Source organism: Sporosarcina sp. NPDC096371 (assembly GCF_044762865.1).
GTDB lineage: Bacteria > Bacillota > Bacilli > Bacillales_A > Planococcaceae > Sporosarcina.
This window is the reverse complement of sequence record NZ_JBIWFE010000004.1, coordinates 427383-446205: the sequence shown is the minus strand read 5'-3', so window position 1 is coordinate 446205 and position 18823 is coordinate 427383. Positions and strand designations below refer to the sequence as shown.

Genomic DNA, 18823 nt, shown 5'->3' with positions numbered 1-18823 from the left:
GATGGACCAGATGATCGATCGAATCCCACCCCATAATAATGAAGCGGAACAATCGGTCATTGGAGCAATCTTCCTTGAACCGCAGGCTCTCATTACGGCGGCGGAGCTTCTTATTTCAGAAGACTTTTACCGAATCGCACATCAGAAGATTTTTGAAACGATGATCATCCTAAGTGATAAAGGACAAGCGATTGACGTTGTCACGGTTACGGAAGAACTATCAGCTAAAAAAGAATTAGAAGATGTCGGTGGTATTTCCTATTTGATGGAAATTGCCAACTCAGTCCCAACGGCAGCCAATATTGCACACTATGCACGTATTGTTGAAGAGAAGGCACTTCTTAGACGCCTCATTCGAGTAGCTACATCTATTGTTGAAGATGGTTACGCAAGGGAAGATGAAGTCGAAGCTTTGTTATCCGAAGCAGAAAAGAAGATGATGGAAGTATCCAATCGGAAAAATGCAGGTGATTTCCGACATATTAAAGATGTGCTCGTTGAAACATACGACAACATCGAGCTTCTTCATACACGCCAGGGAGATGTCACGGGGATTCCGTCAGGCTTCACTGATTTAGATAAAATGACGGCTGGTTTTCAGCGCAATGATTTGGTCATTCTTGCGGCCCGTCCTTCTGTAGGTAAGACAGCATTTGCATTGAATGTGGCACAAAACATAGCTACAAAAACAGATGAGAATGTGGCCATCTTTAGTTTGGAGATGGGAGCAGAACAGCTGGTCATGCGGATGCTCTGTGCAGAAGGTAATATTGATGCGCAAGTGATGCGGACAGGAAGGCTAGAAGCGGAAGATTGGCGCAAACTGACGATGGCGATGGGGAGCCTATCAAATGCCGGTATTTTCATCGACGATTCTTCTGGTATCCGTGTCAATGAAATTCGCTCAAAATGTCGTCGCCTTCAGCAAGAACACGGACTAGGCATGATAATCATCGATTACTTGCAACTGATTTCAGGTAGTGGTCGTGCAGGAGAAAATAGGCAACAAGAAGTATCGGAAATCTCCCGTTCATTAAAAGGACTTGCAAGGGAGTTGAAGGTATGTGTCATTGCATTATCACAGCTTTCTCGTGGTGTAGAGCAACGTCAAGATAAGCGTCCGATGATGTCCGATCTCCGGGAGTCAGGGAGTATTGAGCAGGATGCGGATATCGTGTCATTCCTTTACCGAGAAGATTATTATGATAAAGAAACAGAAAATCAGAATATCATTGAAATCATCATCGCAAAGCAGCGGAATGGTCCTACGGGTACAGTCTCGCTTGCATTCGCTAAGGAATATAATAAATTCGTTAACATTGACTGGAGTCAGCATGAATCGGCTGCTGCATACTAAGAAAAGTGCAAACGTCCATTTATGACCCAAGCCAAGCCTCTATGCGCTGGTATTAGACAAAAAGATATAGTTCAACGATGAAAAAGAAGACATCTCGAAATCCCGAAACACCGGGAAGTAGAGATGTCTTTTTTTGCTTGGAAAAATATAAAACTTCGAAGGGTGGATAGATTTTGCGTTTAGGCTCTAACACTTTTATTCTGCAAAATAATTTCGCAGAAAGATTGGTATTACGACAAAAAAAGCAGGAGAGTAGGAAAGAGTCTTTAAAAAAAGCGACTAAAATTTGATTTTAACTATTAAGGGAATAACTGGATGTTATGATACAATCACGTTACAAAGGGCTGCAACACTATAAGTACTGGGGATAATATGTTAAATTAGATGAGCGTGTAAATTTAAACACACAAATAATGACCTATATCGGTCTTCCAGTTAGATCCGGAAGGAGTCTCATACATGTTATTCAAGAAAGAGAAGCAAGACAAAATAAAGAGAACTCTGTCTAAATTTGAACGTCCTTTTAGGCAGATACCTAGAGTTGTTGCCATTACTGCCATGTTAGTAGGGCTTGGTATAACTGAAGGTTTCGCCAACGACGGCGAGCGTGACGGTCTCTCAACTGTATTTCATATCTATTCAGACGGGGAATACGTTGGTGTCATCTCTGATGAAGAAAAGCTTGAGCAATTGAAAGAACAAGAACTACAAAAGGCGGCATCCGAATTTGAGGATCTCCCGCTTACAATAGGAACAGATTTGTCGGTCATTCCGGAACGAGTATTCACTGCCGGAGTAGACGATGACATTGTCCTTGAAAAACTTCAGGACATGCTATCCGTAGAAACGGAAGCAATCGGCATTAAAATTGGTGGAGAACTAGCATTCCACGTCGCTGACATGACTGCATATGATGAAGTAATTCGTAAACTAAAATTACAATCTGTTACTGAACAACAGCTAAACGAATTCGAAGCCCGCACGGGGTCTACTGAAACTATACCCGCTTTGCAGGTTGATGAAACGCGAATTGTAAATATTATTATGAGCAACGAAATACAGGCGGAGGTCAGTAAAACGTCTCCAACTGAAGTGAAGAATGTAGAAGATGCAGTAGTCCTTATGAATAAAGGGACACTTGAAGATAAGAAGTATATTGTTAAATCGGGAGATGTCCTAGGAACAATTGCCGCGGCGCATCAAATGACGACAGCTAAACTATTAGAGCTTAATCCGGGTTTTACAGTAGATACTGTTCTTCAACTCGAGGACCAGCTTAATGTAACAGTTACTGAGCCATACGTTGTACTAGAAGTTCATTATGAAACAAGACAAAAAGAAGTGATTAAACATAAAGAAGTAACTAAAGAAGATAGTTCTATCTTCAAAGGCGAAAAGAAAGTAACACAAGAAGGCAAGGACGGAGAGAAAGACCTTACAAAACTGATCCGTGAACGTAACGGTGTAATTGTGGGGAGATCCGTGACGGACGAAAAAGTCCTCGTTGAACCAATGGACAAAATAACGGTCGTTGGAACAAAAGTAATGCCTTCAAGAGGGACAGGGACATTTAAATGGCCAACTACTGGAGGTTACATTTCTAGTCAGATGGGACAACGTTGGGGGAGAACCCACCAAGGAATAGATATCGCAAGACCGTCAGATCGTACAATTACGGCAGCTGATAATGGTGTCGTTACGGCTGCGGGCTCGCAAGGATCATATGGCAATCGGATTGTGATTACCCACAACAATGGTTATGAAACGCTATATGCCCACCTAGCATCAATTGACGTTAAAGTAGGACAAACAGTCCCACAAGGAACAAAGATTGGCGTCATGGGTTCGACAGGCCGCTCTACTGGTCTCCACCTTCACTTTGAAGTAACGAAGAATGGCTCGAATGTAAATCCTTTAGATGTATTAAAAAAATAAGCTTTTGGGAGACGGTACATAATGTTGTACGGTCTCTTTTTTTATAAAGTATTGCCCGGGAAATAAGTAAGATGTACGTTTAAGTAGAACGTGCGAATCGGTAAGAACAATGATAGAGTAAAAGAACATAAAGAGTGGTACCAATAGAGTCAAAAAGGAGAGAGAATATGCAAAACAAAGTAATCCTAATCGTTGATGACGAAAAACCAATTGCCGATATTTTGGAATTTAATTTAAAAAAAGAAGGTTTTACAGTTTTCTGCGCCTATGACGGGGAAGAGGCACTTGAAAAGGTAGAGGAAGTGAAACCGGATCTTATGCTGCTTGATATTATGCTTCCCAAAAGAGATGGTATGGAAGTATGTAGAGAAGTTCGGAAGAAGTATGATTTCCCTATCATTATGTTGACGGCGAAAGATTCTGAAATTGATAAAGTGCTTGGTCTAGAACTTGGTGCTGATGATTACGTCACAAAGCCATTTGGCACAAGAGAACTAATTGCACGTGTGAAAGCAAATCTACGTAGGCACATGAAATTGATTTCAGAGGAGCAGGAAGAGACGACAAATAATATTACAGTCGGACATTTAATTATCCAGCCAGATGCCTATCTCGTTCAAAAAAGGGATGAAACGATTGAATTGACGCATCGGGAATTTGAACTTCTTCATTATCTTGCAAAACATATTGGGCAAGTGATGACACGTGAGCACCTCCTGCAAACAGTATGGGGCTATGATTATTTTGGGGACGTCCGGACTGTTGATGTAACGATTCGTCGTTTGCGTGAAAAGATTGAAGATACACCAAGCCATCCAGCGTGGATTGTGACACGTCGCGGCGTGGGCTATTATTTACGGGATCCGGAACAGGAGTAATCGTGATGCAGAAAGTTGGTTTTTTTCGCTCTATTCACGTTAAATTTGTATTAATTTATGTAATGCTCATACTACTTGCGATGCAAATTATTGGGATTTACTTCGCTAGCAAGCTTGAACACACATTAAAATCAAATTTCACAACATCCGTTGTGGATCGGTTGAATCTAGTTGAATTCAGTGTGCGCGAGGAAATGATGAAGGAACGACCCCTGGACGATCCGACGCTCGAACAGAGTCTCAGGACTGTCCTTTTGGGCTTTTCTTCGGAAGATATTAACGAGGTAAGAGTGATCAATTCACGGTACCGCATTCTAGCAAGCTCTGCCTTGGATAACCAGGCGATGGTAGGACAGCGTTCAAGGGATGAGTTTGTAAAAAAGTCTATCACATCGGAATCATCCTATGAGCATATTCGTTTGGATCAGAAAAAAGGAGAGCGGATATTTGTTGTCACCAAACCGATAATCGTAGGAGGCGAAGTGGTTGGAACACTCTACCTCGAATCGAATATTGAAAAGGTATTTGAACAAATCGATGAAATTAATGAAATTCTTGCAGTTGGGACTGCTGTTTCATTGTCGATTACCATTATCATCGGTATCTTTATTGCTCAGACAATGACAAGACCGATATCTGATATGAGACGTCAGGCACAGGCTATGGCAAAAGGGAATTTTTCTCGGAAAGTTCACGTTTATGGCAATGATGAAATGGGGCAGCTCGCCATTGCTTTTAATCATCTAACAAATCAGCTACAAGAGTCCCAGTCAACCACGGAAAGTGAACGCCGAAAGTTGGCCTCTGTATTAGAAAATATGACAGATGGCGTCATTGCAACTGACCGGAAAGGACGAGTTAGTCTTATTAATGATGCCGCGCTGTTGATGTTGAAGATGACAAGAGATACGGTTCTCAATCGACCGATTTCTAGCATTCTCGGACTTGAGCAGGAGTATGCATTTGAAGATTTAATACAAATCAATGACTCTATTGCGTTGGATTTTAGTACGGAACAAAGTCCTTATATTCTACGGGCCAATTTTTCTGTGACGCAACGTGAGACGGGCTTTGTAAATGGTCTTATCGTTGTCCTACATGACAATACGGAACAAGAGAAGATTGATATGGAAAGAAGAGAATTTGTATCAAATGTGTCACATGAATTGCGCACACCTTTGACAACGATGCGTAGTTATTTAGAAGCGCTCGCCGATGGTGCATGGAAGAATGAGGAGATTGCGCCGTCTTTCCTTCACGTTACACAAACTGAGACAGAGCGAATGATTCGACTTGTTAATGATCTATTGAAACTGTCACGAATGGATAGTAGGAATTACGATTTAAATAGTGAGTGGGTAGAATTCAATCACTTTTTCAACTCGATTATTGACCGCTTTGAGTTTTCAAAAACACATGAAGGTCATTTTAGACGACTATTTCCATCGACAGATTTATTTGTAGAAATCGATACGGATAAGATGACGCAGGTTGTTGACAATATCATTTCTAACGCGTTGAAGTATTCTCCTGACGGCGGCGATATTCGTTTTGGCGTGACGATGTCCGACCAATTCATTAAGGTGATGATTTCCGATGATGGTATGGGCATTCCGCAGTCGAATGTAAAGCGGATTTTTGATAGATTTTATCGTGCGGATCGTGCAAGGTCACGTGCGATGGGCGGGACAGGTTTAGGTCTCGCAATTGCACGCGAGATGGTTATCGCGCACGGCGGGGATATATGGGCGGAAAGTGAGGAAGGAAAAGGGACAACCATTTTCTTCACGTTACCGTTCGAACTTCAAGAGGACGGTGAGTGGGATTGAAATATATTGAAACAGTCAAATCAATCATTTTGTTCTTACTTGTTGCTTTAAGTATTGTCTTTACGTTTTCAATCTGGACGTACACCCCGAGTTATGAAACAAGCGAACAGTTACCCACTGTGGATATTTCTATCGCAAAAAAAATGTCAGTCGATGAAATTATCAAACCTTATAAAACCGTATTTAATTTCGGTGGGAAATTGACAGGAACAATTGCTCCGACTGATATTGATTATGTTGTGAATGAGTTAAAAAGGTGGAGAATGTCTGAATTCACCCCTGTAGATCTTGATTTTACGGTCGAGAAATTGGATGCTTTGATGAGGAAGCCAAATCGATTTATCTTGTATTTTCATGGGGAAGTACCCCTTCCCGTCTATAACAGTGTATTGAATATCGAGGATTTAAAAATGAAGGTGCCGGAAATTTCTTTTGATCGACTCATCGTGGATTGGAGTTCGGCTAGTAGTTCAGTGAATATTAGTTTTGTAAGTCGAGCCAATCATGTCCTATATACTGCCAAGGTGAATGTAGATGACTATCAAAGCTTTCAACGCTCTATTGAGGCATGGGGAAGTGATCTTGGGCAGTACAAGGATAGTAATCCAGGCCACTCTCCATTCATAGCTGTATCTGCAGAGCCTGTTGAAATCATACGTAGCATGTATTACCAACGGGAAATAAGCCCATCTCGTTTCCGTGATGCACTCTTTACTGATCCAAATGCCGTTCGACGTAGTCAATCGGGATTGAACAAAGAGGAATACCAAGATGATCACGCGTTGATGAACATTGATACAGAGCGAAAAACATTAAATTACGTTATGCCTGCTTCGGAGAGTCGGGAATACACCAATCCGTCGGAGTTACTAGAAAATACAATCGACTTTGTCAATGAACATGGCGGTTGGACGGACGAATTTAGATACACAAATATGAATTCAGGAACCCGCTACGTAAAGTTTCAACTATTCTTACACGGTCTTCCAGTTTACGGGGATACAACCTCTACTGAAATGACGCAAGTCTGGGGAGATAACCGGATATTTCGCTATATAAGACCGTACTACACACTCGACTTGCCGTTCCCAGACCCAGATGTCCAGCTACTACAGCCTGGCGTTGAAATTGTCGAGGCGTTAAAAAAATCGGAGACGATTGATTTTAGTATGATTGAAGAACTAACGCCTGGCTATATTATGAGGCAAGACACAGAGCGCAGGCTATTCATTATGGAACCATCTTGGTTTTATCTGATAAAAGGGAATTGGATCCGTGTTTCACCGGAGCTGTTGGGAGGTGGAGTAATTGGATTGGAATAAGACGAAAACCATTTTCATTATCGTATTTTCAATCTTGAACGTGTTTCTTTACTCTTTGTACCTAGACCGAGTGATGGAAACACAGAATGTGCAAGTGATAGGGCAAACGTCAATTGAGGAATCACTTGGGTTAGACAATATAACCTTTACGGGGCTGCCACCGGCGACAAAGGATTCCTCCTACGTCTCGGCGAAGATTGTGACCTTTACCAATGAACAGACGAAGAATTTAGTGAACCAAACGACAGAAGTGTTGAATGGTACTTATCTTCAATCTAAACTGGACGTTCCGATAAGTGTACGAAATAGTAAGGGGGAGTATTCTTTCACGGAGTTCCTGTCAAAGCACGTGCTGAACGGCACGGAATATGTATTATGGGAAGTGAATGAAGAGAAGCAACAGGCCTTATTTTTTCAAAAGGCAGATGATAACCCAATCTATTTCAGTCCGGATGCCATGCTAGAGATCTATTGGAATGAAGAAGGAAAAGTGACAAATTACAAACAGCGTATGTTTGGCGAGTTCGTCAAATTTAATCATAAAAAGGATCTTCTTTCGCCTATTGAAGCAATCGGATCATTATCATCACGCGGATATCTGAACCAAGATTCAAAGATAACAAGTATGAAACTCGGGTACTCGACACTAGTCCAACTAACAGAAACGCAAGTGTTTGCTCCGACGTGGCATGTTCGTGTAGAATTGAAGGATGGTAAGATTGAAGATTACTTCATCCATGCAGTAGAAGGTAAGATTATAGAGTTTGATCATGAATGAGAGGTTTTTGTAATGCGTTTTAGTGTGCTCGCAAGCGGCAGTAGCGGCAATGCGATCTATATAGAGAATGATGAACATACTTTCCTCGTTGATGCAGGTTTTAGTGCAAAGAAGATGGACAGTTTAGTGGCTGGTATCGATCGTTCGATGAAAAAAGTGGATGGTATTTTTGTCACGCACGAACATAGTGACCATATTAAAGGAATTGGTGTTGTCGCACGGAAGTATGGCATTCCGATTTATGCAAATGAGAAGACTTGGAAAGCGATGGACGGGCTTGTGGGGAATATTCCGCTCGAACAACGTTTCCAATTCGATATGGAAACGGTGAAATCATTCGGTTCACTCGACGTTCAATCATTTGGTGTTTCACATGACGCGGCTGATCCTATGTTTTATATCTTTCATGAAAACGGTCGTAAGCTTGTCGTTATTACAGATACAGGCTATGTCAGCGATCGTATGAAAGGGTTTATCCGCGGAGCAGATTCTTTTGTTTTTGAAAGTAATCATGACGTCAGTATGTTGCAAATGGGACGTTATCCATGGTCGATTAAGCGAAGAATTCTTAGTGATGTCGGGCATGTGTCTAATGAAGATGCGGCTGTCGCGATGAGTGAGGTTGTTGAGCAGAAAGACACGCGAATTTATTTATCGCATTTAAGTAAAGATAATAATATGAAGGACCTCGCTAGGATGAGTGTTTCGCAGACATTGGAGACGTGCGGCATCAGGACGGGTGAATATATCCATTTATATGATACTGACGCTGACCAGCCAACTGAGCTCGTGACTGTATAAGGACATGCGGAAAACCTTGCCTGCGGGTGAGGTTTTTTCTATAGAAGAAAGTAATTTGTTCTTTTGGAGAGCTATTATTTTTGAAATCGGTAAAATCGGGTAATGTTAACTATAGGACGATGTGAAAGGGAGAGGTGTATGGACGAATTTAATCGGCCTTCTAATCAAGAAGAGCCTAAATCGTTAGTTCCGGATGTTGAACCACAATATGAAACGAGCTCGGAATCGAAGCCCCCAACCGTAAAACCAAGGAGAAAAGGTGGCTTTTTCTCAAGCTTATTTGGAGCCGTCATTGGTGGTCTTGGCGTTTGGCTACTCATGACTAATTTAACAGGGGCTCCGAAAGAAAGTGTTGGCAATATCGGCCAGAATATAGACGCTAAGCAGATAGAACGCCTATCAGTCGACGTGACGACTGATATGACTGGAATTATTGATAAAGTAATTGACTCAGTTGTGGGTGTGACTAATTTACAGACGGGCCGAGACTTTTGGGCAACAACAGAAACGGCAAAGGAGGCAGGCACAGGCTCAGGCGTCATTTATAAGAAGCAAGGTGGTAAAGCGTATATCGTAACGAATCACCATGTTGTTGAAGGCGCACAAGAGCTTGAAATTACATTTGACGATGGCACGAAGACAGCGGGGAAGCTCGTTGGTAGCGATATGTGGACAGATCTAGCTGTTATAGAAATTGATGCTAAAAACGTCAAAACGGTTGCTGAATTCGGGGATTCAGATGTGTTAAAACGTGGTGAAACGGTTATCGCTATTGGTAATCCACTAGGTCTAGGTTTCTCGGGATCGGTAACTGCTGGTATCGTTTCTGGTAAAGATCGTTCGATTCCCATTGATTTTGACGAGGACGGTACTGTAGATTGGTATGCAGATGTACTACAAACCGATGCAGCCATTAATCCGGGGAATTCGGGAGGCGCACTCATTAATATGGCAGGCCAGCTGATTGGTATTAACTCGATGAAAATATCGGAAGCGACGGTTGAAGGAATTGGTCTTGCAATCCCGATTAACCTTGCAATTCCAATTATCGGTCATCTTGAAACAACAGGTACGGTGAGTAGACCAACGATGGGGGTTTCACTTATCGACCTTAGAAGTATTCCAGAGCAGCAACAGCGAGGGCTACTAGGGGTACCAGAAGATGTTACAGACGGGGTTGTGATTACGGATGTCATCATCAATTCACCAGCGCAAGACGCGGGTGTTCAGAAATACGATGTCATCGTCGAAATGGATGGCGAAAAAATCGAAGATATGGTTAGCTTGCGCAAACATCTGTATAATGCGAAGCAAGTAGGCGATACAATGCAAATGAAAGTATACAGAGAAGGAAAGTTGCTTGAAGTGGAAATGGTCTTAAGGGATGGCAACTCGTTTTAAGTAACTAACGTTACACACAAGTTACAAAAAAATCTTATCCACAATGGGTAGAATAGCGAGACAATAGCTATTCTACCTATTTTTTTTAATATTTTCACTGTTTGTGGATAAATCTAAATATTTGTGAATAACTTTGTGTAAAAGAAAAAAGGAGAAAGTAGGGACAAAAATGAAGATTTATAGCTGTGAAACCCATATAGATCACGCACTTGAAGTTTTTGTGGTTGAACAAGAAAAGTTTCCGATAATGGAATTGCTACCCGACGAAGAAAAGTTATCCACAAAGTGCGCTTATTGTGAGGAGCTAGCATTATATCTTGTGGTGGACTAATAGTCGGACACAAGATGTAGATAACTATTGTGGATATGTGTATAAGTTCTGTTTATAACATTTAAAAAAAGGTGGACAACTTGTGAATATTACAATTGTAACGGTAGGAAAACTGAAAGAAAAATATTTGAAATTGGGCATTGAGGAATTTTCAAAAAGACTCGGGGCTTATGCAAAAATTGATTTGGTTGAAGTGGCAGATGAAAAAGCACCGGAATCATTGAGTGATGCAGATATGGAAATCGTTAAGAAAAAAGAGTCCGAGCGTATCTTGTCAAAAGTTGGAGCGGACGCCTATGTTATTGCACTCGCAATAGAGGGGAAGATGAAAACCTCGGAGGAGCTGTCCGCAGGGTTAGAGTCACTCATGACGTATGGACGGAGCAAAGTGGTATTCGTTATTGGAGGTTCGCTTGGATTGCATGATAGCGTGTTGAAAAGAGCTGACGAATTACTATCGTTTTCGAAAATGACATTTCCGCATCAAATGATGAAATTGATTTTGTTGGAGCAGGTATATCGGGCGTTTCGGATTATGAAAAATGAACCCTATCATAAATAAATGGGATAATCCAAACACTCTTTTTACATATATAACGTGTGTTTTCGATTGGATAGATCAGATTCTAGTAGTCAGGGAGTTGGGATGAGAGATGAACAAGAAAGCAATTGCGGATATTCGGAAGCAATTTAAGTTGGATAGTGATCTATTAACGATCACTACAATCTACAAAGTGTATATTAGGCAGGAGAGCAGCGACATCTATCATGAGGAAAGCCAACCATTCTCACTGTTGGATCGGGAGCAACAGGAGCTGTTTCTTACCAACTTTAAGAAAGTGTTGGGTGGAAAATTAGATATAAAGCTGTTTGAAGTGAAATTTCGACCTCCTGCGGAAGAACAAATAGATCATACACAGCAGCTTTTATATAAGGGCCTTGATACGAGTGATGTAGGGGAATGGACAGCCAATATGCAAAGCATCGCCAAAAAAATGGTACAAGACGTTCAATATGAAAAGGACATCGTTGTGACTTTTGTTCGTGGCGTGTATCTTAAACCAACGAAGAAGCAAAATGATGAAGTAGTCGCTGGTCGGGATGAAGTATACAAGAACCCTTTCATTCTCTGTAGCATGAATCAGACGGAACTGCCAAAACGGTCACTTATATTTGATTTCAATGAGAAGGAATTTAAGTCGCACGATCTGCTTGATCCAATCATCAATTTAACTTCTCCAATCGGTGGATTTTTGTTCCCGTGTTTCACGGACAATGCGGCAGACGTCAATCACGTCCTGTATGCTGCCGGAAAAGTAAACAAGCCTAATTACCAATTTATCGAGAACGTGTTGGATGGCGAAGATATCATGACTGCCGAGGACGATAAAGCCGTTTTTGAAGAGATTGTGAAAGAAGTGATTGGCGGTGAAGTGGATACGCGAACCCTTGCCAGTGTATATGATGAAATCAACAGTATGTTAATTGTGGATGAAGAGGAAGAGAAAGAAGATGAAAGCCTACCCACATTAGATACGAAGGAAGTGGAACGTGTACTGAAAGCAAGTGGCGTGAAAGATGTGAGCACGGAGAAAGTGGAAAGGGCATTTCAGGCTGTAATCGAAGATAAGTCGTATGAATTAAAAGCAAGTCATATCGTTCCCAGTTATACATCGAAATCCATCAAAATCGAAACGAAAGTTGCGAATATCTCCATCAGCCCGCAAGACCTAAGATACGTCAGGCAGGTTAATGTCAACGGCAAACGTTGTATATTGATTGAGGTAGAAGAAGACACGATGATTGAAGGGTTTACGTTACTTCAAGAAGAACTGTTGGAATAGGAAACAATAGCGATATATGGGGTATAGTCATCTATTCATCGATTGGGGAAGAAAGCGATTAGCCATTCGAAATGTAAGGGTTGAACACAACAACCAGATAGCTGGGGCTAGTGCTGAATAAAAGTGGAGGAGTCATTCAAGTGGATAAACAAATCCAGTCTTATTTTATTGATTTACAATCTGAAGATAAGAATCTACAGTATGAAGCTTTTAACCAAATCATTGCTGCTACAAAGGTAGAAGTGGATTGGACATACGACGTATGGGATCAATTGAAAAAAGCCTTAACCGATCCCAATAATCATCAACGATCAAGGGCGGCACAATTTCTTTGTCATTTAGCCATAAGTGATCCTGAGAAAAGAATTTTGGACGATTATCGGGCGATTTGGCAAGTGACATACGATAAAAAATTCGTAACGGCAAGACACACACTACAAACAATTTGGAGAATAGGCCTAGCGGGGGAGGAACAAAAAGAGATCATCGTAAGTAGTCTTGCTAATCGATTTATAAATGGAACCGATGAAAAAAACTATGCATTAATTCGGTATGATATTCTCCAAGGGCTACGGAATTTGTATGACGAAATAAAAGATGAGAAAATAAAACAAATTGCTTTAGACTTGATAGAAAAAGAAGAGGATCCAAAATATAAAAAGAAGTACTCGACCGTTTGGAAAAAGGCGTAAACTTTAATGAATAACGCAAAGAACGGATAACTAGAAACTAAGCCATTCAATACTTTTGGTTATTGAAATGAGTTGGTTTTTAATGAGGATAATAAAGGTGACGAGTGCTCACTCTGGATTTTCTGCTTGTTACCAACTTTTAAAAAGATTATACTATTATGTATAAGAAGTTATATCGATATATGAATAATTGTAATACATTATGAGACTGTTATAATTAAGACATAAAAGGTATGTGACTAGGTCACTCCTTAGCTTGCTATAACGCCTATGCAGGAGCGCACACATTCTTCCTGCGAATATGAGGGTATAAGGGATGGTAAAAATGAGCAACGGAAAAACTAAAACAGATGTTATCTTAATTGGTGCCGGAATCATGAGTGCGACGTTGGGCTCGCTCCTGAAGGAGTTAGTACCGGAATGGGAAATTAAAGTGTTTGAGAAGCTCGAAAGCGCAGGAGAGGAAAGCTCCAACGAATGGAATAACGCAGGAACGGGGCATGCCGCACTGTGCGAGCTTAACTACACCAAAGAAAAACCGGACGGATCTGTCGATATCAGTAAAGCTATTGAGATTAATGAGCAGTTTCAGGTTTCAATGCAGTTTTGGTCTTATCTTGTAAATAATAAGCTGATTGATAATCCGCAGGACTTTATCATGCCACTGCCACATATGAGTATGGTGCAAGGGGAGCAAAATGTATCGTTTTTAAAGAAACGTTTTGAAACGATGTCAAACAATCCTTTGTTCAAAGGGATGGAGTTTTCCGATGAACCAGGAAAACTGATGGAATGGATTCCGCTTATTATGCAAGGCCGTAAATCGAATGAAGCGATAGCAGCAACGAAAATTGACACGGGAACAGACGTCAATTTTGGCGCTTTAACACGCATGTTATTTGACCACCTTAAGACTAAAAAGGTCGATATTAACTACAGTCATAGTGTTGATGGCATTAAACGTACCAGTGATGGTTTATGGGAATTGAAAGTGAAGAATGGCAATAGCGGTAGCGTAGAACGTCATTCTGCAAAGTTCGTCTTTATCGGGGGCGGCGGCGGAAGCTTACATTTATTGCAGAAGACTGGTATACCTGAAGGAAAACAAATTGGTGGATTCCCGGTAAGTGGAATATTCATGGTTTGTAATAATCCAGATGTTATAGCGCAGCATCATGCAAAAGTATATGGAAAAGCTGCGGTTGGCGCTCCACCAATGTCTGTTCCGCATCTTGACACAAGGTTTATAGACGATAAAAAATCATTGCTATTTGGACCATTTGCCGGGTTTTCACCAAAGTTCTTGAAAACCGGTTCAATGATGGATTTGATTACTTCCGTAAAACCCAATAATGTTTTGACGATGTTAGCGGCGGGTGCAAAAGAAATGTCGTTGACAAAGTACCTCATCCAACAAGTACTGTTATCGAAAGAACAGCGCATGGAAGAGTTACGCGAGTTTATCCCGAATGCTAAAAGCGACGAGTGGGATTTTGTAGTAGCGGGCCAACGTGTGCAAGTTATCAAAGATACAGAGGCTGGTGGTAAAGGAACGCTTCAATTTGGTACAGAAGTGATTACTGCAGCTGATGGATCGATTGCAGCATTGCTAGGGGCTTCTCCAGGTGCTTCTACTGCCGTGCACGTTATGTTTGAAGTTATTAAAAAATGCTTCCCGCAATATATGAACGAGTGGGAACCGAAACTGAAAGAAATGGTGCCTTCATATGGTATGTCACTCATGGAAAATCCAGAGCTACTGCAAGAAATACATACCTCAACTGCGCAGGCGCTTGGTTTAAGTGAGGATTTGCCGGACCCTAGTAGTTCTTTGGATATTGAAATAGAAAAATTGAATGAAGAAGTGTAAGTAAATAAAAGTGCCAGGTACTCAACGGATGTTAAACCGTGTGAGTATCTGGCACTTTTGTGTTTACTTCAAATCAACCTGCATGGATTCAATAGGATAGGGGGCCTTAACCAGTTCAAGCGATCCGTCACCATTTTTCGTTTTATATATATTCACAATTGGAGTAATGGTAACAGATGTTGCATCTTCATGGAAAAGCGAAGTCGTTAATCTTGGATAGCTAACATGATCTTGTTTGAAATCCGTACTATGACCTGTGTTCTCGTAATGAATGATATTGTAGTCATTACCTAAGTTATCTGTCACGATATAATCGATTAGGACACCCCGCCACTCGCTGTCCTCCAGTGTTGCTAGCCGTTCATCCACTATCTCTGAAAAATATAGCGTAGTGGATACGGGTGTTTCCGTCATTTTTGTAAGCTTGACATCGACTCCATTTGCCTCAGAATGAATGCCAGTCTGAAAAAAATCTTGTGTTTTACTTTCAAGTATATTTAGTGTTAATTGAAATGACCAATCCCCTGGAAATGTATTTTCAACGTTAGCTAGGTTTAGTATATTGTCACCATCCCAAGTTACATTAATCTCATCTGGTTTAGGTCCCTTAATTAACTGGTAGACAAATAATCCTGCATATTCGTGATCACTTACTTTTTTTGTAATATAATTTTGATCATATCCATTATCCTTATACAGATCCTGAAATTCTACGGTATTTAATTTCCCATCTAATACGGGTCTTTCACCCAAATCTTTTTCACTTTCTATTGTATAGGCAATCGCAATATTTTCTCCATCATATACAGCATTCGTCACCGTTACACTAATTCCGTTACTTTCTTTCGTCACTCCAATGTCAGTGGATTGTAAATCGTATTTTTCAAATACATATTTCTCATCATCATTAAATAATTCAAATACATTTCCGACAATCGGTAATTTTGCGGCAAAGGTAGGGAATGCAAGACCTAACGTAATACTTGAAGCAACTAAAAACGCTGCAGCGACTGATATACTTTTAGGGAAATAATTTTTCTTTCGACCCTTCATGACAGCTCTTTTCACTTTTTCTTTTTCGAAATCACTTACATCTACTGGCTGAATATCTGTATCTATATTTAGGTCGTTAAATTGTTGATATAACTTTTTCAATTTAATAGCCCTCCTAAATGTACCTGCTGTAATCTTTTTTTTCCGCGATATAAACGATTATCAACTGATGCTTTCGTTACTCCCAGATGTTGAGCAATGTCTTCGTTTTTCATATTTAAAAAGTACTTCATAGTGAAAATATCTCGATCTACCTGCCCCAATGTTGTCATCACTTTTAGTAGTTCCTCCGATGAAAGCTTGACCATAAATTCCTCTTCAGCAGATTTCACTTCAAATTGATAGTCTTCAAACTCTGCCATAAAGGGTGAATTTGCTACTTTTCGTTGCCTATCAATCGCTTTAAACTTTGCAATTGTACAAATCCACTTTCTGAAATCCTCTTGATCGCCAGTGAATTGTCTAGCATTATCAAAGGCACCCAAGAATGTATCACTTACACATTCTTCAATGATCTGAGGATCGTTATAAGATTTTAAAGAATTATAAATGATGGATTTTACAATTCCGATATATTCATGTATGACATACTCCAACGCCTCTTCTTTTCCTTTTTTGAAATGCTTTATAAAATTTTCACTTGTGGTTTTCATACAATTAGCTCCTTTTTTCATTGTAAAGGCCTTTACACTAAATACATCGCATAAAATCAGAATTATTCTCACATTTATTTTAAATGATTTAATACGTGGATTGATAAGCACCAATATTATCTTATTAACGAGCTACGATGTCTCGTTTTAAGAAAAAAAGAAAGAGAATGCTTATAGGAAGCCCTCTCTTTCTTTAAAGATTATTTAAAAAACGGAATCTTTTTCAATACAATACAAACTGGAAGCGCTACGCACATCCCGACGACGTTTTGAACGATGTTGCCAGGAATAGAAGCTGCTGGTACAATCCAACTTTCAAATAGCACCATTTCACAGATATAATAACCGCCTAACATAAAAGGAACCGAGGCAATCATGGCGAATAGATTAAAACCACTACTTGTTCCGTTGCGTCCCTTCGACTAGGCAATTTTCCCGACGATATATCCTTGCAAGCCACGCGTTAAAAAGGTGAAGGGTGCCCACAAAGTCCAACCAGAGACTAAGTCAAATAACCCCATTCCAACAGCGGCAGCGATGGCACCTTTTTTAGGACCAAATACAATAGCTACGATAAAAAGCATACCCGTCCCAAGGTGAACTAAGCCGCCATTTGCAGTGATAGGTAGTTTGATATTTAATAAGAGCGTTGCAACGAATACAAGTGCAATTAACATAGATGTTAGGACTAAATCTAACGTTCGAGACCTTGAATAGCCTGCCGTTTTTTGTGATGTTGAAACTAAATCTGACGCGTGTGACTTTGAATGACCTGTCGTTTTTTGCAAAGTCATAAATCTTCCCCCTAAATACGTTTAGTAGTAAGTGATAACCTTAGCAAAGGATTGGTCTCTTTAAAAGTGCCAATTTGTCATAAAACTTAGGGATCAGTTTATAAAAAAATCGTGAAATGAAGAAGCTTAAGTGGTGAAACAATTAAAATACTGTTAAAATAGAATAAACGTTTGGTTTGATGAGCATTACTCGGCGCCGGACTTGTATTATTTAAACTAACTTCATTCGATTAGCCAGTGCCTTTTTTGTTGATATTGAAAGTATGTATTAGGTTTTAAAAAACTACTGATGGGGAGAGAACAATATGATTACAAAAGTTGGTCAAATTATGTTATATGTCAATAATCAGGATGAGACAGTGAAGTTCTGGACGGAAAAAGTAGGATTTAGTGTGATTTCAGAAGAAGATAACGGACAGGGCATGAAATGGATCGAAATCGCGCCATCCAAAAATGCAGAAACGACTATTATTCTTCACAATAAACAGCTCATTGCTAAAATGCAGCCAGAATTAAATCTTCAAACACCATCCTTATTGCTGTTCTCGGATAATCTTGATGCATTGTACAAAGATCTTTCGGACAAGCAGGTCACGGTTGGGGACATGGTCACGATGCCTTCCGGTAGAGTATTTAACTTTGCGGATAATGAAGGAAACTACTTTGCAGTTTTAGAAAAAAAGTGAATCTAATCACATAAAAGTGCCAGATACTCAGCAGATTTTAAAAGGCTTGAGTATCTGGTGTTTTTTGAAATGAAAAGAAGCGGGGGGCTTTGAATGAATAAAATAGATTACAAATCACCGATTGGTCTAATAGAAATAGAAGGATCAGCGGAAGCTGTTCGTTCTATCCTATTTGTTGAACGTGATGAAATCGTAAATACCATACATCATGAAACACCCGAGGTTTTGGTGGATTGTTTAAATCAACTAGACGAATATTTTAGAGGTGAACGTCATGTATTTACATTCCCTTATCACTTCGAGGGTACAGACTTTCAACAAACAGTATGGAATGCTTTGACGACTATTCCCTATGCTGAAACAGGTTCCTATAAAGATATTGCTGTTTCTATTAAGAATGAAAAAGCGGTCAGAGCAGTAGGAACCGCCAATGGCAAAAATAAATTAAGCATTGTTATTCCTTGTCATCGAATTATCGGTGCAAACGGCAAATTAACGGGCTATGCGGGTGGTTTATGGAGGAAGGAATGGTTGCTCCAGCATGAGAGAACTTTTAATAAGTAGTTGAGAGGGTAAAAGAAGCTTGTGAAAACAGCTTT

The 18823-nt window shown here is 40.2% G+C and carries 17 protein-coding genes and 1 pseudogene; 15 read left to right on the top strand and 3 right to left on the bottom strand.

All coding sequences use genetic code 11. The features are described 5' to 3' along the window. Nucleotide 1 precedes the first annotated feature (1 nt). From dnaB to ACIQ0H_RS13635, 13 genes are all read left to right on the top strand, one after another. Entirely contained in the window at nt 2–1357 is a 1356-nt protein-coding gene (gene dnaB, locus ACIQ0H_RS13695) for a replicative DNA helicase (protein ID WP_403415619.1), read from the top strand. Between the two features lie 459 nt (nt 1358–1816). Next, nucleotides 1817–3292, top strand: coding sequence for a peptidoglycan DD-metalloendopeptidase family protein (locus ACIQ0H_RS13690; RefSeq protein WP_403415616.1), 1476 nt, complete (start codon nt 1817–1819; stop codon nt 3290–3292). 167 nt (nt 3293–3459) lie between these two features. Next, nucleotides 3460–4170 (top strand): response regulator YycF, encoded by a 711-nt coding sequence (gene yycF, locus ACIQ0H_RS13685; RefSeq protein ID WP_403415614.1) that lies wholly within the window; start codon nt 3460–3462, stop codon nt 4168–4170. A gap of 5 nt (nt 4171–4175) precedes the next feature. Then, nucleotides 4176–5999, top strand: coding sequence for a cell wall metabolism sensor histidine kinase WalK (gene walK, locus ACIQ0H_RS13680; RefSeq protein ID WP_403415611.1), 1824 nt, complete (start codon nt 4176–4178; stop codon nt 5997–5999). Next, the gene (locus ACIQ0H_RS13675) at nt 5990–7321 is read left to right on the top strand and encodes a YycH family regulatory protein (protein ID WP_403415609.1); all 1332 of its coding nucleotides are present in this window, start codon (nt 5990–5992) and stop codon (nt 7319–7321) included. The genes walK and ACIQ0H_RS13675 overlap by 10 nt, the downstream gene beginning before the upstream one ends. Continuing rightward, on the top strand, nt 7308–8099 hold the full coding sequence (locus ACIQ0H_RS13670; protein WP_403415606.1) for a two-component system regulatory protein YycI: 792 nt from the start codon (nt 7308–7310) through the stop codon (nt 8097–8099). The genes ACIQ0H_RS13675 and ACIQ0H_RS13670 overlap by 14 nt, the downstream gene beginning before the upstream one ends. A 12-nt stretch (nt 8100–8111) precedes the next feature. After that, a complete protein-coding gene (locus ACIQ0H_RS13665) occupies nt 8112–8900 on the top strand; it encodes an MBL fold metallo-hydrolase (RefSeq protein ID WP_403415603.1) in 789 nt (262 codons plus the stop codon). A 138-nt stretch (nt 8901–9038) separates the two neighbouring features. Beyond that, complete coding sequence (locus ACIQ0H_RS13660) at nt 9039–10301, top strand: S1C family serine protease (protein WP_403415600.1); 1263 nt, start codon at nt 9039–9041, stop codon at nt 10299–10301. A gap of 169 nt (nt 10302–10470) precedes the next feature. Beyond that, nucleotides 10471–10632: a CxxH/CxxC protein gene (locus ACIQ0H_RS13655; RefSeq protein ID WP_403415598.1), complete on the top strand. Its 162-nt coding sequence runs from the start codon at nt 10471–10473 to the stop codon at nt 10630–10632. Between the two features lie 82 nt (nt 10633–10714). Beyond that, nucleotides 10715–11194 (top strand): 23S rRNA (pseudouridine(1915)-N(3))-methyltransferase RlmH, encoded by a 480-nt coding sequence (rlmH, locus tag ACIQ0H_RS13650; RefSeq protein WP_403415595.1) that lies wholly within the window; start codon nt 10715–10717, stop codon nt 11192–11194. Nucleotides 11195–11285: 91 nt separating this feature from the next. Beyond that, nucleotides 11286–12476 carry a DUF4317 domain-containing protein gene (locus tag ACIQ0H_RS13645; RefSeq protein ID WP_403415593.1) on the top strand — a complete coding sequence of 397 codons (1191 nt, stop codon included), beginning with the start codon at nt 11286–11288 and terminating at the stop codon, nt 12474–12476. A gap of 140 nt (nt 12477–12616) precedes the next feature. Continuing rightward, nucleotides 12617–13168 carry a hypothetical protein gene (locus tag ACIQ0H_RS13640; RefSeq protein ID WP_403415590.1) on the top strand — a complete coding sequence of 184 codons (552 nt, stop codon included), beginning with the start codon at nt 12617–12619 and terminating at the stop codon, nt 13166–13168. A 325-nt stretch (nt 13169–13493) separates the two neighbouring features. Next, the gene (locus ACIQ0H_RS13635; protein WP_403415588.1) at nt 13494–15038 is read left to right on the top strand and encodes a malate:quinone oxidoreductase; all 1545 of its coding nucleotides are present in this window, start codon (nt 13494–13496) and stop codon (nt 15036–15038) included. A 63-nt stretch (nt 15039–15101) separates the two neighbouring features. On the opposite strand, the gene ACIQ0H_RS13630 is transcribed toward ACIQ0H_RS13635, so the two are convergent. The 3 genes and pseudogenes from ACIQ0H_RS13630 to ACIQ0H_RS13620 all read right to left on the bottom strand — a co-directional run bounded on the left by ACIQ0H_RS13630 (nt 15102) and on the right by ACIQ0H_RS13620 (nt 17538). Then, nucleotides 15102–16193 (bottom strand): DUF4179 domain-containing protein, encoded by a 1092-nt coding sequence (locus ACIQ0H_RS13630; protein WP_403415585.1) that lies wholly within the window; start codon nt 16191–16193, stop codon nt 15102–15104. Next, a complete protein-coding gene (locus tag ACIQ0H_RS13625; protein ID WP_403415583.1) occupies nt 16190–16744 on the bottom strand; it encodes a sigma-70 family RNA polymerase sigma factor in 555 nt (184 codons plus the stop codon). Before ACIQ0H_RS13625 ends, ACIQ0H_RS13630 begins: the two co-directional genes overlap by 4 nt. A 200-nt stretch (nt 16745–16944) precedes the next feature. Next, a pseudogene (locus tag ACIQ0H_RS13620) lies at nt 16945–17538 on the bottom strand (ECF transporter S component). A gap of 305 nt (nt 17539–17843) precedes the next feature. On the opposite strand from ACIQ0H_RS13620, the gene ACIQ0H_RS13615 reads away from it, so the two are divergent. Then, the gene (locus ACIQ0H_RS13615) at nt 17844–18224 is read left to right on the top strand and encodes a VOC family protein (protein WP_403415580.1); all 381 of its coding nucleotides are present in this window, start codon (nt 17844–17846) and stop codon (nt 18222–18224) included. A 93-nt stretch (nt 18225–18317) separates the two neighbouring features. Further along, nucleotides 18318–18788 (top strand): methylated-DNA--[protein]-cysteine S-methyltransferase, encoded by a 471-nt coding sequence (locus ACIQ0H_RS13610; protein ID WP_403415577.1) that lies wholly within the window; start codon nt 18318–18320, stop codon nt 18786–18788. The last annotated feature ends 35 nt before the right edge of the window (nt 18789–18823 follow it).